The organism is Variovorax sp. 278MFTsu5.1 (genome assembly GCF_048305045.1).
Lineage (GTDB): Bacteria > Pseudomonadota > Gammaproteobacteria > Burkholderiales > Burkholderiaceae_C > Variovorax > Variovorax guangxiensis.
The window spans coordinates 3,543,809-3,565,537 of sequence record NZ_CP157622.1; the positions used below are offsets into that span (position 1 = coordinate 3,543,809).

Genomic DNA, 21,729 nt, shown 5'->3' on the forward strand with positions numbered 1-21,729 from the left:
GAAAGCCGGGCGGCCCTCGCGGGGAGCCCGCTGCCGGCGGCGCCGGTCGCATGACGGCTACTGGATCTTCAGCGTGGTGCGGGCCGAGCCTTCGCGCTTGGGCAGCGTGAGGTGCAGCACGCCGTCCTCGAGCTTTGCCACGGCGGTCTTGTCGTCGACTTCGCTGGCCAGCGAGAAGCCGCGCGACATGCTGCCGCGATAGGTCTCGCGGACGATGGAGCGGCCCTGCTTCTTTTCCTCGTCCTTCCTGACTTCGGCCGAGATGGAGACGTAGCTGCCGTCGATGGAGACGCGCACATCCTCCTTCTTGGCGCCGGGAATCTCGGCGGTGACGAGGTATTCCTTGTCGTTCTCGTTGATGTCGAGCCGGATGTCGGCCGGCAGTTCGGCCTCGTCGATCAGCTGCAGAGGACGTGCCCAGCGGCGCATCATGTCGGGAAAGAGGTTTTCGATGCGGTCCAGGCGGGACAGTGCGGTGTTCATGCGCTTTGCTCCATGAGTGGGTTGAGGGAGCTTCAATCTAGGCGCTCGCCGCCGGAGTTCCGTTGCGCTGGATCAAGCGCAACGGCGGTCGCCGCGAGACGATGCGATCCATCGTCCACGATCGAAAAGGAGAGCCCCATGCGCCGGATTCCCTTCCTGTCCGAAGCCCGCCGCGCGGCCGGCCGGACCATGCCGGCCGTCGCGCTCGCGCTGGCGGCCGGTCCGGGCCTGCTCGGCGGCCCCGCCTGGGCCCAGTCCCGGGGCGAGCTGCTCTACAACACCAATTGCGTCGCCTGCCACAACGAGAAGATGCACTGGCGCGGCAGGAAGCTGGTCGACGACTGGGACAGCCTGGAGGAGCAGGTGCGGCGCTGGCAGCAGGCCTCCTCGCTGGGCTGGCGCGACCAGGACATCATGGAAGTCGCCCGCTACCTGAACGACCGCTTCTACGGCTTCACGCCGCCGAGCGCGACCAGCCTGCTCAAGCCCTCAGCTGCAGCACCATCCGGCGCAGGCCCGACGAGGGCGGCTCCGCCGGATCGGCCTTGAAGCCCATCGCAGCCGCGAGCTTCAGCATGCGGGTGTTCTCGCGCAGCACTACGCCCACCAGCCGTGCCGTGCCGCGGCTGCGCGCGTGCTCGATCAGCCGGTCGAACAGGATCGCGCCCAGCCCCTGGCCCTTGAGCTCGGAGCGCACGACGATGGCGAACTCGGCCTCGACGTTGTCGGGGTCGCTCACCGTGCGGGCCACGCCCAGCGTGCGGGCATGGCCCTGCGCATCGATGTCCTCGGCGATGAAGGCCATCTCCCGGTCGTAGTCGATCTGGGTCAGCCGCGCGAGTTCGCTGCGGGCCATTTCCTTGCGCACCGAGAAGAACCTCATGCGCATGTCCTCCGCGTCCAGCGACTCCAGGAAGCTCCGGTGCTGCGGCTCGTCCTCGGGCCTGATCGGCCTGACCACGATATCGCGCCCATTCCATGTCTGCGTGCGCACCCACTGGTCGGGGTAGGGCAGTATCGCGAAGCGCCCGGTGCCGTGCGCCGGCATGCGCGACACCCGCATGCGCGCGTCGAGCGCCAGCGCCCCGTTCTCGTCGACCCACAGCGGGTTGATGTCCAGCTCCGCCAGCTGCGGCAGGTCGGCCAGCATCCGCGAGACCGCGACGAGCACGTCGTGCAGCGCATCGAGCCGGGCCGGCGGATGGTCGCGATAGCCCGCCAGCAGGCGCGACACGCGCGTGCGCGACACCAGTTCCGCGGCGAGCGCGCGGTTCAGCGGCGGCAGCGCGACGGCCGTGTCGCCTGCGACCTCGACGGCCGTGCCGCCCTGGCCGAAGAGGATCACCGGGCCGAAGACCGGGTCGACGCTGGCGCCGACGATGATCTCCTGCGCATGCGGGCGATGCACCGAGTGCTGCACGGTGAAGCCGTCGATCCGCGCCAGCGGCCTGGCGTTCCTCACCGCGTCGAGCATCTCGCCGGCCGCGACGCGCAGCGCGGCTTCGTCGCACAGGCCCAGCCGCACGCCGCCGACGTCCGACTTGTGCGTGATGTCGCGCGAGAGGATCTTCAGCGCCACCGGGTATCCCAGCCCCTTGGCAGCCTCGACGGCCGCCCCGGCCGTCGGTGCGACGGCGACGGTGGGCACCGTCTCGATGCCGTAGGCCCGCAGGAGCGACTTGGCCTCCTGTTCGCCGAGCCATTCGCGCTGCTCGGCCAGCGCCGAGCCCAGCGTGGCGCGCACCGCGGCGGCATCCGGCACGGCGCCGTTGCCGGCGCCCGGCGTCTCCATCAGGATCTCCTGGTTGCGCCTGTAGGTCTGCAGCATCGCGAAGGCGTGCACCGCCTCTTCGGGCGTGGCGTAGTCGGCCACGCCGGCATCCTCGAAGAGCCTGCGCGCCTGGGCCACCGCATCGTCGCCGAGCCAGGCGCTCATCACGCGCGAGGCGTGGCCGCGCACCAGCGGCAGGCAGGCGCGCGCGATGTCCTCGCTGCGCACGATGGCTGTGGGCGCATGCACGAAGAGCACCGCGCCGGCCGACGCGTCGGCCAGCAGCGCGCCGAGCGTCTCGGCGTAGCGTTCGGCCGGAGCGTCGCCGATGATGTCGATGGGGTTGGCGCGCGACCAGTTCGCCGGAAGCAGTGCGTCGAGGCGGGCGAGCAGCGCGAGGCCGGGGTCGGCCAGCGCCACGCCCTCGCGCGCGGCGGCGTCGGCCGCCATCACGCCGGCGCCTCCGCCATTGGTCATGACCGTGAGCATGCCGTGGCCGTTGCCCCGGAAGCGCGACAGGGTTTCCGCGGCGACGAAGAGCTCCTGCAGCGTGTCGACGCGCAGCATTCCGGCGCGCCGCAGCGCAGCGTCGTAGACCGCGTCGGAGCCCGCCAGCGCGCCCGTGTGCGAGGCCGCGGCGGCAATTCCGTGGCCGGCACGCCCGGCCTTCAGCACGATCACCGGCTTGTTGCGGGCCGCCGCGCGCGCGGCCGACATGAACTTGCGCGGCGATTCGATGGACTCCACGTACAGCAGGATCGATCGCGTGCGCGCATCGCTGGCGAGGTGGTCGAGCAGGTCGCCGAAGTCGACGTCGCAGTGCTCGCCCAGCGAGACCAGGTGCGACAGGCCCACGCCGCGGCTGCGCGTCCAGTCGAGCACGGCCGTGACCAGTGCGCCCGACTGCGAGACGAAGGCCACGTCGCCCGCCAGCGCGTCGGTGTGCGCGAAGCTGGCGTTCAGACCGATGTGAGGGCTCAGCAGACCCAGGCAGTTGGGACCCAGCAGCCGCAGGGTGAAGGGGCGGGCCGCATCCAGCGCGGCCTGTTTCTGCCTCGGGTCCAGGCCGGCCGTGATGATCACCGCCGCGCGGGTGCCCAGCGCGCCCAGTTCGGCGACCAGCGGCGCCACGGTGGCCGGGGGCGTACAGATCAGCGCCAGGTCGGGCGCGGCGGGCAGGTGCGCCGCGTCGGGGAAGACGGGCACGCCGTCCAGCGAGCCATGTTTCGGGTTCACCCCGTGCACCGCGCCCTTGAAGCCGCCGGCGCGCAGGTTGCGCCACACCGTGGCGCCGACGCTGGCGGGCCGGTTGGAAGCGCCGAACACGGCGACGGAGGCCGGCGACAGCAGACGGTCCAGGTGGCGGATGCTCATTGCGTTGAAGGCGGCATGAGTGGCGGGGCACGCCATCGTGCAAGGCGCAACCGCCCGCCGGCTTGATGCACGTCAACCCGCCGCGCCGGCAAGGGCGCAAGCTCCGTGGCCGAGGAATTCGTCATGGATACCCGCTTGCCTGGAGCCGCGTCCGATGCCGCCGATATTTGATCCGTGGCAGGCGTACGTGATCGCGGCCGAGGTCTCGATGGCCACGAACGCGGGCGCGGGAGCGCTCGCCGCGCTGCGCTCGCAGCGGCTGGCGGAACTGGTCGCCGCCGCGGCGGCACATTCGCCGCGGTACCGGCGCCTGCTGGCCGGCTGCGATCCGGCCACGGTGCGGCTGGAAGAGTTGCCGGTGTCCCGCAAGTCGGAGCTGATGCACGAGTTCGCCGACTGGGTCTGCGACCCGGTGCTCTCGCTGCCGGCACTGCGCCGCTTCGTCGCCGAGCCGGCGAACATCGCGGCCGACTGCCTCGGGCCCTACACGGCATGGGAAAGCTCGGGCAGCACGGGCGAGCCCGCGATCTTCGTGCAGGACGCGCGCGCGATGGCCGTGTACGACGCGCTGGAGGCGCTGCGACGGCCGCTGCTGCGGCCCCTCGACCGGCTGTTCGACCCGTGGAGCCTGACCGAGCGCATCGCCTTCGTGGGCGCGACCGGCGGGCATTTCGCGAGCACCGTATCGGTCGAGCGGCTGCGCCGCCTGCAGCCCGGCCTCGCGCCGCGCCTGCGCGGCATTTCCTTCCTGCAGCCGCTGGAAAGGCTGTGCGCCGAGATCGATGCGTTCGGTCCCACGGTGGTGGCCACCTATCCCAGCGCCGCCATCGTGCTCGCGCAGGAGCGGGAGGCCGGCCGGCTGAAGGCCTCGCCGCGCGAGATCTGGACCGGCGGCGAAACGCTTTCCGAGGCAGGCCGCGTCTTCCTGAGGGAGGCGTTCGCCTGCCCGGTGGCCAACAGCTACGGCGCGTCGGAGTTCCTGTCGCTGGCCTTCGAATGCTCGCGGGGCGTGCTGCACCTGAACAGCGACTGGGCGATCCTGGAGCCGGTCGACGCGCACGGCCGGGCGGTGCCGCCCGGCCACGCAGGAAGCACGACCCTGCTGACCAACCTGGCCAACCACCTGCAGCCGCTGATCCGCTACGACCTGGGCGACCGGGTCAGGCTGCTGGCCGAGCCCTGCGGATGCGGATCGCGCCTGCCGGCCATCGAGGTGCATGGCCGCGACGACGACACGCTGTGCCTGCCCGGCGACGCCGGCATGCCGGCGGTGCAGGTGGTGCCGCTGGCGGTGAGCACGGTGCTCGAGGAGGAGGCCGGCCTGTTCGATTTCCAGCTGGTGCAGCAGGGGCCGCGCGACCTGCTGCTGAAAACCCGTGCAGAGGGAGAGACGGCGCGGCGGACCCTGCACAAGGCCCGCGAGGCGCTCGCGGCGTTTCTCGAGGCGCAGGGGGCGAGGGGCGTGCGCATCCAGTGCCGCGCGGGCGAGAGCACGAAGTGCGGGCGCAGCGGCAAGTTCCGGCGGGTGGTCTCGCAGGCCGCAAAACCGGGCAGCGGGTGTTGACCTGCATCAAGGTCCGCGCCGCGGCGGTCCGCAGAATCGCCGGCACTGTTCAAGAGGTATGAATGCAATCCCTGCTTTACTCCGGCGTCCTGGATCTTCCGTGGTGGGGCGTGCTGCTGGCCGCGCTCGCGCTCACGCACGTCACCATCGCGTCCGTCACCATCTTCCTGCACCGCCACCAGGCGCACCGCGCGCTCGAGTTGCACCCCGCGGCGAGCCACTTCTTCCGCTTCTGGCTCTGGCTGACCACCGGCATGGTGACCCGGGAGTGGGCCGCGGTGCACCGCAAGCATCACGCGAAGTGCGAAACCCCCGAAGACCCGCACAGCCCACAGGTGCACGGGCTCAACCGCGTGCTGTGGGGCGGGGTGTTCTATTACATGCGCGAGGCGCGGCACGCCGAGACCCTGGAACGCTACGGCCACGGTACGCCCGACGACTGGCTGGAGCGGCATCTCTACTCGAAGCACAAGATCCTGGGCATCGTGCTGATGGGCGTCGTGGACATGGCGCTCTTCGGCGCCGTGCCGGGCGCGCTGGTGCTGCTCGTGCAGATCGCGTGGATTCCGTTCTGGGCGGCCGGCGTGGTCAACGGCATCGGCCACTACTGGGGCTACCGCAACTGGCCGGCCCGCGACGCCAGCACGAACATCTTTCCGGTCGGCATCCTGATCGGCGGGGAGGAACTGCACAACAACCACCATGCCTTTCCGGCCTCGGCGAAGCTTTCGAGCAAGTGGTTCGAGTTCGACATCGGCTGGCTCTACATCCGCACGCTGCAGGCGCTGGGCCTGGCGCGCGTGAAGCACGTGGCGCCCACGCCGCGCCTGGTCGCGCCCAAGGCGAACGTCGACCTGGCCACGGTGCAGGCGATCATCCGCTGCCACTACGACGTGCTGTCGAACTACACGCGCTCGCTGAAGAAAGCCTGCGTGGCCGAATTCGGCCGACTGCGCGGCATTTCGCCGGAGGCCGCGCGCGCCCTGAAGTCCGTCAAGCCCTGGCTCGGCAAGGACCAGGGCCTGCTCGGGCCCTCGCGGCAGCGGCAGGTGATGCAGGCGTTGAAGGCCTCGCAGCCGCTGGCTACGATGTATTCGATGCGCGACGAGCTGACCGCACTGTGGAGCCGCTCCACCGCCACGGGCGAACAGCTCGCCAGGCAGTTGCAGGACTGGTGCCAGCGCGCCGAGGCGAGCGGCATCGCGCCACTGGCGGATTTTTCGCGCCGGCTGCGTTCATACGCCTGAAAGTACCCGAAAGCACCGGCGCCGAGGAGTTGCGGATGAAGTCTGTTGCGGCAGTTTCGGTTTCCATCGCGGCCGCAGCCCTCGTGGCGGCCTGCGGCGGCTTTCGGTCCGCCGCGCCGGGCGGCGCCATGCTCACCGGCTCGCTCGCGGCTTCCGCACCCGGCAGCGTGGCGGCAAGGTCGATGGACGACAGCGACCGCCGCCGTGCGGCGAGTGCGCTCGAGACCCTTTCGAACGGCGAGTCTTCGGCCTGGCGCAATCGCGATACCGGCGACAGCTTCGTCTTCACGCCCGTGCGCAGCTTCGAGCGCGGCGGCGTCCGCTGCCGCGAATTCCGGCTCGAGGTGACGGTGGGCGGGCGCCTCGATGGCATCGGCGGCAGCGCCTGCCGCCAGAGCGACGGCTCCTGGCGCATTCCCGCCTGAGGCACGCGGGCAGGGCTGCGCGATGGCCGCGAGGTTCGATGTCTGCAACGGCGACGCCGACGGTCTTTGCGCGGCCGTGCAATGGCGGCTGCACCGGCCCGGCGCGGTCCGGCTGGTGACGGGCCTCAAGCGCGACATCGCGCTGCTGCAGGGCGTCACGGCAAGGGCCGGCGACGAAGTCAACGTGTTCGACATCTCGATGCTGCGCAACCGCGCCGGCCTCCAGCGGCTGCTCGACGAGGGCGCGCACGTGCGCTACTTCGACCACCATGCCGCGGGCGAGGTGCCGCAGCACCCGCATCTCGAGGCGCACATCGACGAGGCGAGCGCTGTCTGCACCAGCCTGCTCGTCGATCGCCACCTGGGCGGTGCCTTCCGCGCCTGGGCGCTGGTCGGGATCCATGGCGACAACATGGCCGCCGTGGCCGACAGGCTGGCGCTCGGCGGCGGCTTCGAGCCCGGCGACTGCGCGGGGCTGCGGCGGCTGGGCATGCTGATCAACTACAACGCCTACGGCGAGCATGAGCAGGACGTGTGCATCGCCCCGCGCCTGCTGTACGCATTGATGGTGCGCTACCGCGACCCGCGCGACATGCTGGCGCACGAGAGCATCGTCGACGAGATCGATGCGCTGCGCCACGCCGACCTTCGCCAGGCCGTGGGCACCGCGCCAATCTGGCAGGGCGCCGGCGGCAGCGTGCGCGTGCTGCCGGATGCCCCGTGGAGCCGCCGCGTGCAGGGCTGCCTGGCCAACGAGCTGGCCAGCAGCGAACCGGAGCTCGCGCATGCGGTGCTCGCGGCGCGCGGCGAAGGCTATGCCGTCAGCGTCCGCGCTCCGCAGGCGCGCCCGGACGGCGCCCACGCGCTGTGCAGCCGGTTCGGCGGCGCCGGCCGTGCGCGCGCTGCCGGCATCGACAGGCTGCCGCGCGGCGAGCTGCAGCGCTTCGTCGAGGCGTTCGCCGCGACGGCATGGGGCACCCGGATCGCAACGCCATGATCGAGCTGCCGCCGCTGGACAGCATCCGGGCCGTGCGCATCGCGCGGGACGGCGGCCTTGCTTGGACGCCCGGGCTTTCACGGCCTCGCAGCTTCAGCCTCGGCGGCTGCGACGCGGTCGCGAGACAACGCATCGGGCAGGCACTGCGCGATGCCGCATCGTGCGGCTCGGAAGGTGGCGCGGGCGTGCAGGGTGGAGACCGGCGCTTCTACCGTGTCGAAATCCTGGTGGACGACTGCGGCATCGCGGCGCGTCCGGCGATCAGCTTCGAAGTGCCGGAAGAGCAGGCGCCCGAATCCCTGGCCTGGATGTGGAAGGAAGCCGGATGAGCAGTTCCGGCGGGTGGGGGCAGGTGGGGGCAGGTGGGGCGGCTCTTCAGTGCGCCATCCAGACCGGAACGGCGGCCCATTCCAGCACCGTGCGCGTGGCGCCCCCGAACACGAGTTCGCGCGCAGGGCTGTGGCCATAGGCACCCATGACGATCAGGCCGGCGCCGGTCTCTTGTGCCAGCGACAGCAGCGCCTCGCCGGCGTGCCTGTCTTCGGCGGGCGCCTTGTGCTCCCGCGTCTGCCTGACGCCGTGCAGGCGAAGGTAGTCGCGCAGCCTCGACATCGTCGTGCCGTGGGCGGGATCCGCGGCGCTCATCGGGGCCACCAGGTGGACCTCCTGCGCCGAGCGCAGCAGGGGCAGGGCGGTCTCCAGCGCGCGGGCCGACTCGCGCGCGCCGCGCCACGCCACCAGCACCTTTGCGGGGTTCGGCGACACCCTGCCCGCGAACGGCACGACCAGCGCCGGCTTGCCGCTGGCGAGCACCACCGCCTCGATGAAGTCGGCCGGCACGTCGAAGCCCGCCTTGTCGCGCGGATCGCGCTGCCCGAGCACCATGAGATCGCTGGTCAGCGCATGCTGCACGAAGCTCTCGACGACAGGCTCGCCGCGCAGCTCGCGCCAGTCGCTGCGGCTGGCGTGGTCCTGCAGCAGGCGCTCGAACACCGCTGCGGCATGGGCGCGGTGGTCGGGGTCTATGTCGCCGGCCATCGGCATGGGAGGCAGGCCGCCGATCATCGGCAGCACCGCCAGCACGGACGGCGACACCGCGAAGAGCGCGGTCAAGGCCGACTCGTGCAGGGCCGCGAGGCGGTGCGCCAGGCGCAGGCGCACCTCGGCGCGGTCCGTGCCGTCGAGATGGACGAGGATCGAACGGAGCGTGCTCATGTCAGGCTGCGCGCGCGGCGGATGAGTGGTCGGCGGCCGCCATGGACGGCATGGCCGGCACGAGGTCGGTGCCGTCGGTGTCGAACCAGCGGCAGATCGAATCGGCGCCGAGCCTGAAGGGCTTCCGTTCGTGCAGGAAGCCCCGCGCGAGCTCGCCGTCCGCATCCACGGGAATGCCCGCGGCCTGGAGCAAGGCGATGCGCCCCTGTTCCTTGGTCCCGAAAGGGACCCGTACCGTGATGTCGGCAAGCCGGTAGTGACGTGGCATGTCTTCGCTTCTCCTCTGTGTGTGTGGATGTGCCCGCGTGCGCGTGGTCCGGTTCACTCTAGGAGTCCGCCGCGTCCACGGCCTTGCGATGGATCAAGGCCGCGGCGGGGCGCGCTTCCATCATGGGCGCCCGACCTTCCGCCGATGGCCATGACAAGCTTCACCGTCGACAGCCCCAGACTTCCCGAGCTGCCCGTCCAGCCGATCTGCCGCGACGTGCTGATGGAGAAGTACGCGCAGGAAGGCGAGCACGGCATCGACGACATCCACCGCCGGGTGGCGCGGGCCCTGGCACAGGCCGAGAAAGCCGGCGAGCGCGAAGCCTGGGAGGCGCGCTTCCTGCAGGCATTGCGCGACGGCTTCGTGCCCGCGGGGCGCATCCAGTCGGCGGCGGGCACGGCGCTGACGGCCACCCTGATCAACTGCTTCGTTCAGCCCGTGGGCGACTCGATCACCGGCGACGACGAGGGCTATCCGGGCATCTATGTCGCGCTGGCGGAGGCTGCCGAGACCATGCGCATGGGCGGCGGTGTCGGCTACGACTTCTCGCGCATCCGCCCGCACGGGGCCTGGGTAGCCGGCACCCGTTCCAGCGCCTCGGGGCCGGTGCCGTTCATGCGCGTCTTCGACTGCTCCTGTCGCACGTTGGAGTCGGCCGGGGCGCGGCGGGGCGCGCAGATGGGCGTGCTGCGCTGCGACCATCCCGACATCGAGGCCTTCGTGGGCGCGAAGGACGACGGCGAACTGAGCAACTTCAACCTCTCGGTGGGACTGACCGATGCCTTCATGCTGGCCGTGCTCGACGACAGCGAGGTCGAGCTGGTGCATCGGGCCGAACCCGGCCCCCGCATCCGCAGCGAGCAGCAGCACCGGCGCGACGACGGGCTGTGGGTGTACGCCCGCCGGCCGGCACGGGCGCTGTGGGACCGTATCATGCGATCGGCCTACGCGCACGGAGAGCCCGGCGCGCTCTTCCTGGACCGCATCAACGCCGACAACAACCTCTACAGCTGCGAGACGCTCGACGCCACCAACCCGTGCGGCGAGCAGCCGCTGCCGCCCTACGGCAGCTGCTGCCTGGGGTCGATCGACCTGACGCGTTTCGTGAAGGACCCCTTCGAGCCCGCCGCGCGCTTCGACGAGGAAGGCTTCTCCCGCCTTGCCGGGCTGGCGGTGCGCATGCTCGACAACGTGCTGGACATCACCGCCTGGCCGCTCGGGCGCCAGGGCCGCGAGGCGATGCTGAAGCGGCGCATCGGCCTGGGCTTCACCGGACTGGGGGATGCGCTGGTGATGCTCAACCTGCGCTACGACGCGCCACCGGGCCGCGCAGCCGCCCGGCGCATCGCGCGGCTGCTGCGCGATGCGGCCTATGCCGCTTCGTGCGCGCTGGCCCGCGAGCGCGGGGCATTCCCTCTGTTCGATGCCGGCCAGTACCTCGGGCGGGGCAGCTTCGCGTCACGGCTGCCGGAGCCGATGAAGACGCGCATCCGCGCCTGGGGAATGCGCAACTCGCACCTGCTGTCGATCGCGCCCACGGGCACCATCAGCCTGGCCTTCTCGGACAACGCGAGCAACGGCATCGAGCCGGCTTTCGCCTGGACCTTCACGCGGCGCAAGCGGCTGCCGGACGGCGGAACGCAGGAGTACGAGGTCGAGGACCACGCGCTGAGGCTGTACCGGCTGTACAGGGGCCCGCGTGCGGCGCTCGGGCCCGCCTTCGTCACGGCGCTGGAGATGAGCCCCGCGGCGCACGTTGAGATGGTGGCCGAGGTGGCGCCCTACGTCGACGCGGCCATCTCCAAGACGGTCAATGTGCCCGAGGACTGCCCGTACGAAGACTTCAAGGACCTCTACATGCAGGCCTGGCGGCTGGGGCTCAAGGGCCTGGCTACCTACAGGCCCAATCCGCTGCGCGGCTCGGTGCTGGAGGCCCCCGTGCGGCCGGCGTGCAGCGGGTGCACGGCGCCGGTGGCCCCGGCCTGAGCCTGGCCTGATCCACGCCTGATGAAGATCAGCTCCGCAGCCAGATGGCCGCGACGCACGCGCAGCCCAGGCTGGCCATCAGCGCGGCACCCACGCGCAGCGCGTAGGCCTTGCCGCCGGCGCCCAGGGCCACCGCGCAGCGCGTGAGCGTGTTGGTTCCGACGGCCACCAGCACGCCCCGGATGAAATGGTCCGTCTGCAATGTGCCGGCCGCGTGCAGCGATGCGAGCGAGGCCACGGGGGCATGCGCATCGACCAGGGCCGCGAGCGCGATGCCGACCTGCAGGCCGGCATCACCGAAATGCCGCTGCGCCGAGCCCACCAGCAGCGCGACGAGCGCCAGGGCGAGCGCGATGGCGAGCGCTTCGCGCGGACGCAAGGCACTGCGCTGCGTGGCGGGCGGTCCCACCGCCACCGCCACCGCGTCGCGTGAAGTCAGCAGCGGCAGCAGCCCGACGGCCACGGCACCCGCCGCACCGGCAAGCGCCACGGGCAGCAGGGCGGCGCCCGCCTGCGGAGAGAGTGCGCCGGTCATCGCGAGCGCCAGGACCCAGGTGGCCACGGCCGACAGTGCCGCGGCGCCCGCCAGAAGGCCCGTGTGCAGCGGCTGCTCTCGCGCGCGATGGCCGAACGAGGCCACCGTGGCGGTGCTGGAGGCGAAGCCCGACGCGAAGCCGGCACCCAGCAGGCCGCCGCGCACGCCGAGCCATCGCACCGCTGCCTGTCCGGCCGCCTGCATGGCCATGATCAGCAGCACCATCGAGGCCAGCGGCCGGGGGTTGATGCCGCCGAGCATCTCGATGGGCCGCGAGGGTATGAGCGGCAGCGCGATCAGAGCGAGCGCCGCCAGCAGGACGCCGTCGTGCAGCTCCTGCTCGCTCAGCAGCTGCGTGGCGAACAGGTGCAGCCTCCGGCGCGCCGCGAGCAGCAGGGCCAGGCCCATCCCGCAGGCTGCGCCCAGCCCCGGCTGGAGAACGCACAGCACACCAATCAGGTAGGTGGCGAAAAGGGCGATCTCGGTGGTCATGCCGGGGTCAGGCGCACGGCTTTTCCAGTGCGACACCGCGGCCAGCGCGGCGACGAGCGCGCCACCGATGGGCACCAGCGCCGCCACGGGAAGGATCTGCGCGATGGCACCCGCCAGCGCCACGATGGCGAAGGTGCGCAATCCCGCCGCCGCGCGGCGCTCGCCGTCGCCCTTGCGGCGCTCGCGCTCGATGCCGATCACGAGGCCGACGCCCAGGGCCACGGCGAGTCCGACGATCGCGGCCGAAGGGCTGGGGAGGTTCATGCACGCAGTCTCTCCGGCCGCCGCGCCGCGTCAAGGCGCGAGCGCCAGAGTTCCTTGCGCTGGATCAAGCCGGCCGCGCCACCGGGGGCATAACGTGCGGGGCATGAAAGCACTCGTATACCAGGGCCCCGGCCTGAAGTCGCTCGAAGACCGTCCCAAGCCGGAAATCCAGGCGCCGGGCGACGCCATCGTCCGGATCCTCAAGACCACCATCTGCGGCACCGACTTGCACATCCTCAAGGGTGACGTGCCCAGCTGCACACCGGGTCGCATCCTCGGCCACGAGGGCGTGGGCGTGGTCGAGACCGTGGGCACCGGCGTGACTGCGTTCCACCCCGGCGACCATGTGCTGATCTCGTGCATCTCGTCGTGCGGCAAGTGCGGGAACTGCCGCCGCGGCATGTATTCGCACTGCGCCACCGGCGGCTGGATCCTGGGCAACACCATCGACGGCACGCAGGCCGAGTACGTGCGCATCCCGCACGCCGACACCAGCCTCTACCCGGTGCCGGCCGGCGTGGACGAGGAAGCGCTGGTGATGCTCAGCGACATCCTGCCGACCGGCTTCGAATGCGGCGTGCTCAACGGCAAGGTGGCGCCCGGCAGCACGGTGGCCATCGTCGGCGCGGGCCCGATCGGGCTGGCCACGCTGCTCACGGCCCAGTTCTACTCGCCCTCGCAGATCATCCTCATCGACCTGGACGAGGGCAGGCTGGAGGTCGCGCGCCGCTTCGGCGCCACGCACACGATCAACAGCACCGGCGGCAATGCGGCGGAGGCGGTGCTCGCGCTGACCGGCGGGCGTGGCGTGGACGTATCCATCGAGGCTGTGGGCATCCCGGCCACCTTCGTGCTGTGCCAGGACATCGTGGCGCCCGGCGGCACCATTGCGAACATCGGCGTCCACGGGCATGCGGCCGACCTTCACCTGGAGCGCCTGTGGTCGCAGAACATCGCGATCACCACGCGGCTGGTCGACACCGTTTCGACGCCCATGCTGCTGAAGACGGTGCAGTCCCGCAAGGTGGACCCGGCCCGGCTGATCACGCACCGGTTCCGGCTGGACCAGGTCATCGATGCCTACGACACCTTCGCGCGCGCTGCCGAGACGCATGCGCTGAAGGTGCTCATCGAGGCGTAGCGCCCCGAAAGGCCTTTCCCTGCCTTTCCCGTTCTCATTCTTTTTTATTTTTCTTCGTACGGATCTCCGCCATGTCGCTTTTCCACGCCGTCGCCTGGGTCGATCACCACGCCGCGCAAGTCTTCCAGTTCGATGCTTCGCAGGTCCTTGCGCAGCAGGTCAGGGAGCATGCGCGCTACACCCGCCAGCACGGCAGCGGCGTGCGCAGCGAACACGAATTCTTCGGCGAGGTCTGCAATGCGCTGAAGGGAATCACGCAGGTGCTCGTCACCGGCTCGCACATGGCGCAAGCCGACTTTCGTCACTACGTCGAGAAGCACCGGCCCGAAGTGGCGGGGCAGATCGTCGGCTGGGAGACGGCGGAGCGCATGAGCACCAACGAGCTCGTCGCCCTGGCCCGCCGGTATTTCTCGATGCACGAGGGCATGGCGGCGCCCATGAAGGCCGGTTGAGCGGGAGCGGTTCCGTGAAGATGCTGCGCCGTCTCGCCGCCCTCGGGCTGATGTCCGCGCTCGCGGGCATCGCGGGCGCGCAGGTGGCTGGCGCCACGCGCGCGGGCGCGACGCTGACCGAAACCGGGCAGCTGGTCCCGGGATGGAGCGCGAAGCAGAGCATCCTCGGGCGCGCCGTGTACGACGCGTCGGGCGAACGGATCGGCAAGGCGCTGGACCTGATCGTCGGCACCGACAGGCGCGTGAACTTCCTGATCGTCGAGATGGGAACCTTCTCTTCGGGCTCGCGGCATCTGGTCGTCGTGCCGGCATCGCAGCTCGCGGTGCGCGGCGGCCGCCTGCTGCTGCCCGACGCAGATCGCCAGGCGCTGGCGTTGCAGCCCGCGTTCGTACATGCCCCCGTCACCCGCACGCAGAGCGCGATCGTCGAGCAGGCACTGCAGGACGCCGACAGGGGACGCCGGACCATCGCGCGGCTGGAGCGCCAGCTGGCGCACGGCGAGGGCGGCGAAGCCCGCGCGGGCCTGGAGCGGCAGATCCTCGCGCTGCGGCAGGCCGTGCAGGCGGTGGAGGAGAAGGTGGCCGAGATGGATGCCGCCGACTCCGACCGATGGCAGGCCGCGGAAACCCAGGTCGGCCAGGCCGCGGCGCGCCTGCGAAGCGCGATGCGCGGCGTGCCGGCCTGAAGGGAGCCGGGAGCCGCACGCGGCTTGATATGCGTCAACCTGCGCCCGCGGCATGTACCTAGGATGGACCGAAGACTCTTGGAGACATTTCTCATGCCCGCGGAACCTTTCTCTCTCATCCAGACGCAGCCGGTGCCGCCTGACGGCAGCTACCTCCAGGCCATCATGAACTGGCAGATCGCGATTGCGGGGAGCGCGCTGCAGGCGCAGTTGAGGCAACTGGAGCTGATGGCCGACTGGCAGCGCTCCTTCGGTGCCGTGCAGCGCGAACTCACCGACCAGTGGATCTGCAGGTTCGGCGGCGGCGTGCCGCTGGACGGCTAGGCGAAAGCGGAACCGGGCGCTCCCATGACGCTGTCGCAGCCCCTGCGCAACATGCTCGACGACCTGGGGCGGCGGTCCGCGGCCTGCTTCGCCGTCGCGATGCCCGATGGCAGCCGCCACCGCGCCGGCGAGGGCGAGCCGGCCTTCACCGTCGTCTTCCACACCGAGGCCGCCCTGTTCGCCACCGCGACGCGCGGCCACATCGGACTGATGGAGGCCTATTTCGACCAGGAAGTGGATGTGGAGGGCGATTTCGGCGCGGCCCTGGCGGCTGGCATGGCGGCTGGCTTCGACCACCGGGCCGGCGCGCTCAACGGCATCGAGAACAGCCTGCACGAGCTGCGGCACTCCAACCGCGACCCCGCCCACGCGAAGGCCAACGCCCGTGCGCACTACGGGCTGGGCACGGGCTTCTACCGCCTGTGGCTCGACGATCCGCTCATGATGTACACCTGCGGCTACTGGCCCGAAGGCACGCGCAGCCTCGAGGAGGCGCAGCGCCACAAGATCGACCACGTCTGCCGCAAGATCCTGCTGGGCCCCGAAGACCGCTTCATCGACATCGGCTGCGGCTTCGGCGGCTTCATGTTCCGCGCCCAGGAGAAGATCGGCGCCACGGGCGTCGGGCTCAACACCACCACGGAGCAGGTCGAGTGGCTGCGCGACGAGATCGAGCGGCGCGGGCTCGAAGCCTCGCTGCAGGTGCGCGAGGCCGACTTTCGCGACGTCGACGAGCAGTACGACAAGGTCGTCTCCATCGGCACCCTGGAGCATGCGGGGCGCGACCAGCTGCCCGAGGTGGTAAGGGCCCATGCGGAGTTCCTGAAGCCCGGCGGGCTCGGCATCCTGCACTTCATCGGCCACGTGGGCCGCTTCGAGACGGAGCTCTTCATCCGCAAGCACGTGTTCCCGGGCGGCTGGATTCCCAGCCTCGCCGACGTGATCGTGGAGATGGAGCGCAACGGCCTGGAGGTGCTGGACATCGAGAACCTCCGCCGGCACTACGCGCCGACCCTCGATGCCTGGGCCCGGCGCTTCGATGAGCACTGGCCAGCGATACAGCGCCTCGATCCTCGGCGATTCGACGAGCGCTTCCGGCGCGTCTGGCGCACTTACCTGGTCGGCTGCGCCGAGATGTTCCGGTCAGCCGCGGGCTACACGCACCTGTTCCAGGTCGTCTTCAGCAAGGGCAACGTGACGCCGCGCAGCTACCCGATGGACCGTGCGCACCTGTACGAGCCCGGGCAATGAACCCCGGCACCGAGGCGCTGGCCCACGAGGCGCGCAAAGGCCGCCTGCTGGACGCCATGCGCGAAGGCGGCGCGGCCCAGGGGGCGCCGATCGCGCTGGCGAAGCGCACCTCGAATCTGTTCCGCGACCGCGAGGCCGGCCCCCGGCGAAGAATCGATCTCGGCGAATTCGACCATGTCATCGAGGTCGACGCGTCGCGCGGCACGGTCGAGGTCGAGGGCATGGCCACCTACGAGACGCTGGTAGACGTGACGCTGCGGCACGGCGTGATGCCGGCGGTGGTGCCGCAGCTCAAGACCATCACCGCGGGCGGGGCGGTGGCGGGCGTGGGCATTGAGGCCACGTCGATGCGCCAGGGGCTGGTTCACCACACGATGCTGGAGCTCGACGTGCTGCTGCCGGACGGCCGCATCGTCCACTGCACGCCCGGCAACGAGCACCGCGACCTGTTCTTCGGCTTTCCGAACTCGTACGGCTCGCTGGGCTACGCGCTGCGGCTGGTGCTGCGCACCCAGCCGGTGCAGCCCTTCGTGCGGGTGGAACACGTCGCGTACCAGCATCCGGCTGAATTCTTCGCGGCGCTGGCCGAGGCGGCCGAGGGCGATGCCGACTTCGTCGACGCCGTGGTGTTCGGCCCCCGGTCGATGGTGCTGAACGTCGCGCGCTTCGAGCGCGACGCGCCGTGGACGAGCAACTACGAATTCGAGCGCATCTACTACCGTTCGCTGCTGGAGATGCCGGTCGACCATCTCGCCGTGCGCGACTACCTGTGGCGCTGGGACACCGACTGGTTCTGGTGCTCGCGCAATTTCGCGGCGCAGCATCCGCTGGTGCGCCGCATGCTCGGCCGCAGCCATCTCAACTCCCGCACCTACACGCGGCTGATGCGCATGAATGCCCGCTGGGGCGTGACGAGGCGCATGGCCGCGCTGCGGGGGATGCACGTGGAATCCGTCATCCAGGACGTCGACATCCCGATCGGCTCCGCGCGCACATTCCTGGAGTTCCTCGGGCGGGAGATCGGCATCCTTCCCGTCTGGATCTGCCCGGTGCACGTGCCGGACCCCGGCGCGGGCTTCGTGCTGTACCCGCTCGACGCGGGCACGCTGTACGTCAACTTCGGCTTCTGGGACGTGGTCGAGAGCCAGGAGACGCACGAAGCGGGGCACTTCAACCGGCTGGTCGAGCAGGAGGTGCTGCGCCTGGGGGGCATCAAGTCGCTCTACTCCGACAGCTTCTTCACGCGCGAGGAGTTCGACCGCGCCTACGGCATGGAGGCCTATGACGCGCTGAAGCGCCGCTACGACCCCGAGGGGCGGGCGCCTCGCCTGTACGAGAAGTGCGTGCTCAGGCGCTGACCCGGCGCTGGCTTGATCGACGTCAACCCCCGGACGGGCGAGACGCATGAACATGCGGCAGAGGCCGGTTCCTTCGGGCATTTCCTTCCTCCAGTTCCCGCGCCGGGATTCGGCGCACCACCTTGCGGGGCAGACATGAATTTCAGAACCATCCTCGTCCACCTGGACCGATCCGGCCGCAGCCCGGTGCGCGCGGCTTTGGCGGCCCGGTGGGCGCGTTCGCACGAGAGCCATCTAACGGGTCTGATTCCCACCGGCCTGTACGACGGCGTGATCCCCGCCGACGCCATCGCCACCGGCATGACCGACTACATCGCCGAATCGGCCGACTACCTGCGCCGCCGCGCCGAGGCCATCGCGCGCGAGTTCAGGCAGGACATCGCCGCCTCGGGGCCGCTGTCGTACGAGGTGCAGCTGGTCGACGGCGTCACGGAGGACGCGGTGGTCCGGTACGGCCATGCGAGCGACCTCGTCGTGGTAGGGCAGAGCGACGAGTCGGCCAGGCGGGACACCACGGTGCACGGGCTTGCCGAGCATGTGCTGATGGAGGTCGGCCGGCCGGTGCTCGTGGTTCCTTCGGCCGGCGAGTTCTCCGGCGTGCCGAAGAACATCGTGGTGGCTTGGGACGGCTCGCGCGAAGCGGCCGTGGCCCTCCACGCGTCGCTGCCCGCCCTGCGCGGGGTGCGCGTCACGCTGCTGTCTCTGCGCCACCCGCGCGACGGGGACGACGCGCAGCGCCTGTTGACGCACGACATGATCCAGTTCCTGCTGCGCCACGGCGTGCAGGCGCGCGCCGAGTCGGAGGTGACCGAGATCGGCATTGCGGACGCGTTGCTTTCGCGGGTGTCCGACCTCGGCGCCGACCTTCTCGTGATGGGCGCCTACAGCCATTCGCGCTTGCGCGAGCGGATACTGGGCGGCGTGACGCGGCAGATACTGGCGCAGATGACCGTGCCCGTGCTGATGGCGCACTGAGCGCTGCGGGTGCCTGCGTCGCTTGCGGCACCGGCATTCCCGTCATTCATTTCGGGCTTCGACCCGAACCCGCACCATGGACACCACACTGATCGACGCCTTGCGCGCGCAGCTGCAGCAAGAGACCGGGCAACCCGTGGTGCTGGTCGAGACGCACATCTCCTGGGTGCTGCTGACTCCGACGCAGGCCTTGAAGCTCAAGAAGCCGGTGCGGCTGCCGTTCCTCGACTTCGGCAGCGTCGAGTCGCGCAGGCACTTCTGCGAGGAAGAGCTGCGCCTGAACCGGCGCTTCGCACCGACGCTCTACATCGACGTGGCGCCGGTCTGCGGCACGCGCGAGTCACCCCATATCGGCGGTGGCGGCACGCCGGTCGACCACGTGGTGCGCATGCGGCGTTTTGCCGAATCCGCGCTGCTGCGCAATCTGCTGGTGTCGAACGCGCTGGAGCCCCGGCTGCTCGACGGCTTCGCGAAGCGGCTGGCCGGCCTGCATGGAGAGGCGCGGCGCGCGGCGCCGGTTTCCGGCTTCGGCGCGCCCGACGCGGTCGTCCGCGCGGCGAACGACGTGCTGGCCTCGCTGCGTGCCCAACTGAAAGAGGGCGAGGCCGACCATGCAGCCTCGCTCGCCGTGATCGGCGCGTGGATCGAGGAGCAGGGGCAGGCACTGCGCATGGCCTGGATCGCCCGCCAGCAGGCCGGTGCCGTGCGCGAATGCCATGGCGACCTGCACCTGGCCAACGTCGTGCTGGTCGACGGCGCGCTCACGCCCTTCGACTGCATCGAGTTCGATCCGGCCCTGCGCTGGATCGACGTCATGAGCGACGTCGCCTTCCTCACCATGGACCTGAAGGCGCACGGCCATGGCGAGCTCGCGTTCCGCTTCCTCGATGGCTGGCTGCAGCACAGCGGCGACTACGCGGGGCTGCAGGTGCTGCGCTTCTACGAGGTCTACAGGGCCCTGGTGCGCGCCATGGCCTCGGGCATGGCACCGGGCGATCGGGACGGGAAGAAGAAGGGGCCGGACTACCTGGCAAGCGCGCGGCGGCTGCTGGTGCAGCCGGAAGAGGGCGCGCAGGGAGCGCGGCTGATGATCGCGCACGGCCTCTCGGGCTCCGGAAAGTCCAGCGTCGCCCTGCAGCTGCTGTGCGCCGCCGGCGCCGTGCGCGTGCGCTCCGACGTGGAGCGCAAGCGCCTGTTCGGCCTTGCTCCGCTGGAGCGCTCCGCCGCCGCCGGCCTGGACATCTACGGCGCGGAGGCGACCCGCCGGACCTTCGAGAAGCTGCGCGCCTGCGCCCGCGATGCCCTGCTGGCGGGCTACCCGGTGATCGTGGATGCGGCCTTCCTGCGGCGCGCCGAGCGGCACGGCTTCGAGGCACTGGCCACGGAACTGCGCGTGCCTTTCTCGATACTGGACTGCAGCGCCGCGCCGGCCACGCTGCGCCGCCGCGTGGCCGAGCGCGACGCGGCGGGCACGGATGCATCGGAAGCCGGGCTGGCAGTGCTGGAGCGCCAGCTGGCCACGCACGAACCGCTGGATGCGGACGAGCGCAGGGCCGCCATCGAGGTATCGACCGAAGCCACCGTCGACATCGAGCAGCTGCGGGCGCGGTGGCGCTCGGCGGGCTTCGAGCGCTGCTGAATCCTCACTGGCTGGCAAGCCCTCCGCTGGGCAGGGTGAAGCGTTCGTGCTCGGTCTTCGCGCTCTCGGGCGCGCGCACCAGCAGCACCGGAACGGGCGACATGCGCAGGATGTGCTCCGCGCTGCTGCCCATGACCCAGCGGCCGAGCCCACGGCGGCCATGGGTGCCGATGACGATCAGCTCCGCCTTCCACGCCTGCGCGGCGGCGATGACCTGGTCGTGGACGCTGCCCTTGAAGCTGTCGAGCAGCACGCTGTCGGCCTCGACGCCGTCCTTGGCGGCCCTGGCGCACCCGTTCGCGAGCAGCTTATGCGCGTTGGCGCGCAGTTCCTCCAGCCAGTTGCCGGCATAGCCGGCGTAGGCATCCATGGCCAGCGCGAACGACAGTTCGTCGATCACGTGCGCCAGGCGCAGGCGTCCGCCGGAGAGCCTGGCCAATTGGATGGCCTCGTCCAGCCCGCGGCTGGAAGTGGAACTGCCGTCGATGGGAACAAGAATGCGTTGGTACATGGCTCGACTCCGGAGGGTTGAAAGAGTCGGACCAGTATCCGGACGGGCGCCTCGGACGGCTTGATATCGATCAAACGCTCAGCTCCCCGGCAGGAGCGGCCTTGATCTGGAACAAGCCCGCGCGCGGCGAAAGCGCGACCCTCGGGGCATGCACAGGAAGACTCTCATGCCCCACGCCACCGTCCGCATCATCCGCCAGGAGCACGCCGCGCTCGCCGCCATGCTTCGGTCCATCGTCATGCTGCTCGAGCAGCACCGCAAGAAGGGCACGCTGCCCGACTTCGCGACGCTCAGGGCCATGCTTTTCTACGTGGACGAATTCCCCGAGAAGCGCCACCACCGCAAGGAGACGGAGTTGCTGTTTCCCAGGCTGCGTGCCCGCACGCCGATCTCGCGCGAGCTGCTGGACAGGCTCGACAGCGACCATGCCAAGGGCGAACGCCGGATCCGCAACGTGGAGCACGCGCTGCTGGCCTTCGAGATGCTCGGCGAGCCGCGACGCGAGGAATTCGAAAGAACCGTCGGCGAGTACGTCGATTTCTATCTCGACCACATGGCGCTGGAGGAGCGCGAGATCCTGCCGCTGGCCGAGCGGGTGCTGACCGAGGACGACTGGCGCGACCTGGACGACGCCTTCTCGGAGAACCGCGACCCGATGACCGGGCACGTGCCCGATCTCGAATACAACGCGCTCTTCACACGCATCGTCAACATCGTTCCCGCACCCATCGGGCTGGGGCCGGCGCTGTAGGGCCGGCTCTCCCTTTTATT

The 21,729-nt window shown here is 70.5% G+C and carries 21 protein-coding genes and 1 pseudogene; 16 read left to right on the forward strand and 6 right to left on the reverse strand.

Annotation, left to right across the window (positions count from 1 at the left end; all coding sequences use genetic code 11):
- Nucleotides 1–57: 57 nt before the first annotated feature.
- Nucleotides 58–483, reverse strand: coding sequence for an Hsp20/alpha crystallin family protein (locus ABL844_RS16480; RefSeq protein ID WP_418128210.1), 426 nt, complete (start codon nucleotides 481–483; stop codon nucleotides 58–60).
- Nucleotides 484–621: 138 nt separating this feature from the next.
- Here ABL844_RS16480 and ABL844_RS16485 point away from each other — a divergent pair, with 138 nt between their 5' ends.
- Nucleotides 622–1,032, forward strand: coding sequence for a cytochrome C (locus ABL844_RS16485; RefSeq protein ID WP_418128212.1), 411 nt, complete (start codon nucleotides 622–624; stop codon nucleotides 1,030–1,032).
- On the opposite strand, the gene ABL844_RS16490 is transcribed toward ABL844_RS16485, so the two are convergent.
- Nucleotides 965–3,628, reverse strand: a complete 2,664-nt coding sequence (locus ABL844_RS16490) for a GNAT family N-acetyltransferase (protein ID WP_418128214.1) — start codon at nucleotides 3,626–3,628, stop codon at nucleotides 965–967. The genes ABL844_RS16485 and ABL844_RS16490 overlap by 68 nt on opposite strands.
- Before the next feature lie 154 nt (nucleotides 3,629–3,782).
- Between ABL844_RS16490 and ABL844_RS16495 the strand changes: the two genes are divergently transcribed.
- From ABL844_RS16495 to ABL844_RS16515, 5 genes are all read left to right on the forward strand, one after another.
- Nucleotides 3,783–5,192, forward strand: coding sequence for a phenylacetate--CoA ligase family protein (locus tag ABL844_RS16495; RefSeq protein WP_418128215.1), 1,410 nt, complete (start codon nucleotides 3,783–3,785; stop codon nucleotides 5,190–5,192).
- A 62-nt stretch (nucleotides 5,193–5,254) separates the two neighbouring features.
- On the forward strand, nucleotides 5,255–6,439 hold the full coding sequence (locus ABL844_RS16500) for a fatty acid desaturase (RefSeq protein WP_418128216.1): 1,185 nt from the start codon (nucleotides 5,255–5,257) through the stop codon (nucleotides 6,437–6,439).
- 35 nt (nucleotides 6,440–6,474) lie between these two features.
- Entirely contained in the window at nucleotides 6,475–6,864 is a 390-nt protein-coding gene (locus tag ABL844_RS16505; protein WP_418128217.1) for an RT0821/Lpp0805 family surface protein, read from the forward strand.
- Nucleotides 6,865–6,886: 22 nt separating this feature from the next.
- The gene (locus ABL844_RS16510; RefSeq protein WP_418128218.1) at nucleotides 6,887–7,861 is read left to right on the forward strand and encodes a hypothetical protein; all 975 of its coding nucleotides are present in this window, start codon (nucleotides 6,887–6,889) and stop codon (nucleotides 7,859–7,861) included.
- On the forward strand, nucleotides 7,858–8,190 hold the full coding sequence (locus ABL844_RS16515) for a protealysin inhibitor emfourin (RefSeq protein ID WP_418128219.1): 333 nt from the start codon (nucleotides 7,858–7,860) through the stop codon (nucleotides 8,188–8,190). Before ABL844_RS16510 ends, ABL844_RS16515 begins: the two co-directional genes overlap by 4 nt.
- Nucleotides 8,191–8,236: 46 nt before the next feature.
- Here ABL844_RS16515 and ABL844_RS16520 read toward each other — a convergent pair whose 3' ends face one another.
- The gene (locus ABL844_RS16520; RefSeq protein ID WP_418128220.1) at nucleotides 8,237–9,076 is read right to left on the reverse strand and encodes a universal stress protein; all 840 of its coding nucleotides are present in this window, start codon (nucleotides 9,074–9,076) and stop codon (nucleotides 8,237–8,239) included.
- 1 nt (nucleotide 9,077) lies between these two features.
- Entirely contained in the window at nucleotides 9,078–9,344 is a 267-nt protein-coding gene (locus ABL844_RS16525) for a hypothetical protein (RefSeq protein ID WP_418128221.1), read from the reverse strand.
- Nucleotides 9,345–9,494: 150 nt separating this feature from the next.
- Between ABL844_RS16525 and ABL844_RS16530 the strand changes: the two are divergent.
- A pseudogene (locus ABL844_RS16530) lies at nucleotides 9,495–11,291 on the forward strand (adenosylcobalamin-dependent ribonucleoside-diphosphate reductase); the annotation flags it as partial.
- 67 nt (nucleotides 11,292–11,358) lie between these two features.
- Here the strand turns inward: ABL844_RS16530 and ABL844_RS16535 are convergent.
- Nucleotides 11,359–12,621 (reverse strand): MgtC/SapB family protein, encoded by a 1,263-nt coding sequence (locus tag ABL844_RS16535; RefSeq protein ID WP_418128222.1) that lies wholly within the window; start codon nucleotides 12,619–12,621, stop codon nucleotides 11,359–11,361.
- Between the two features lie 103 nt (nucleotides 12,622–12,724).
- On the opposite strand from ABL844_RS16535, the gene ABL844_RS16540 reads away from it, so the two are divergent.
- The 8 genes from ABL844_RS16540 to ABL844_RS16575 all read left to right on the forward strand — a co-directional run bounded on the left by ABL844_RS16540 (nucleotide 12,725) and on the right by ABL844_RS16575 (nucleotide 20,447).
- A complete protein-coding gene (locus tag ABL844_RS16540) occupies nucleotides 12,725–13,762 on the forward strand; it encodes a zinc-dependent alcohol dehydrogenase family protein (RefSeq protein ID WP_418128223.1) in 1,038 nt (345 codons plus the stop codon).
- Nucleotides 13,763–13,833: 71 nt separating this feature from the next.
- Nucleotides 13,834–14,214, forward strand: coding sequence for a hypothetical protein (locus ABL844_RS16545; protein ID WP_418128224.1), 381 nt, complete (start codon nucleotides 13,834–13,836; stop codon nucleotides 14,212–14,214).
- 20 nt (nucleotides 14,215–14,234) lie between these two features.
- Nucleotides 14,235–14,900, forward strand: a complete 666-nt coding sequence (locus ABL844_RS16550) for a PRC-barrel domain-containing protein (protein WP_418131910.1) — start codon at nucleotides 14,235–14,237, stop codon at nucleotides 14,898–14,900.
- A 93-nt stretch (nucleotides 14,901–14,993) separates the two neighbouring features.
- Nucleotides 14,994–15,224, forward strand: coding sequence for a hypothetical protein (locus tag ABL844_RS16555; protein ID WP_418128225.1), 231 nt, complete (start codon nucleotides 14,994–14,996; stop codon nucleotides 15,222–15,224).
- Nucleotides 15,225–15,248: 24 nt separating this feature from the next.
- Nucleotides 15,249–16,475 carry an SAM-dependent methyltransferase gene (locus tag ABL844_RS16560; RefSeq protein ID WP_126019922.1) on the forward strand — a complete coding sequence of 409 codons (1,227 nt, stop codon included), beginning with the start codon at nucleotides 15,249–15,251 and terminating at the stop codon, nucleotides 16,473–16,475.
- Nucleotides 16,472–17,833, forward strand: a complete 1,362-nt coding sequence (locus tag ABL844_RS16565; RefSeq protein ID WP_418128226.1) for an FAD-binding oxidoreductase — start codon at nucleotides 16,472–16,474, stop codon at nucleotides 17,831–17,833. Before ABL844_RS16560 ends, ABL844_RS16565 begins: the two co-directional genes overlap by 4 nt.
- A 135-nt stretch (nucleotides 17,834–17,968) precedes the next feature.
- The gene (locus tag ABL844_RS16570; protein WP_418128227.1) at nucleotides 17,969–18,808 is read left to right on the forward strand and encodes a universal stress protein; all 840 of its coding nucleotides are present in this window, start codon (nucleotides 17,969–17,971) and stop codon (nucleotides 18,806–18,808) included.
- Between the two features lie 76 nt (nucleotides 18,809–18,884).
- Nucleotides 18,885–20,447, forward strand: a complete 1,563-nt coding sequence (locus ABL844_RS16575; RefSeq protein ID WP_418128228.1) for an AAA family ATPase — start codon at nucleotides 18,885–18,887, stop codon at nucleotides 20,445–20,447.
- Between the two features lie 4 nt (nucleotides 20,448–20,451).
- Here the strand turns inward: ABL844_RS16575 and ABL844_RS16580 are convergent, their stop codons facing one another.
- The gene (locus ABL844_RS16580) at nucleotides 20,452–20,958 is read right to left on the reverse strand and encodes a universal stress protein (protein WP_418128229.1); all 507 of its coding nucleotides are present in this window, start codon (nucleotides 20,956–20,958) and stop codon (nucleotides 20,452–20,454) included.
- A 166-nt stretch (nucleotides 20,959–21,124) separates the two neighbouring features.
- Here ABL844_RS16580 and ABL844_RS16585 point away from each other — a divergent pair, with 166 nt between their 5' ends.
- Nucleotides 21,125–21,709, forward strand: coding sequence for a hemerythrin domain-containing protein (locus tag ABL844_RS16585; protein ID WP_418128230.1), 585 nt, complete (start codon nucleotides 21,125–21,127; stop codon nucleotides 21,707–21,709).
- Nucleotides 21,710–21,729 lie beyond the last annotated feature (20 nt).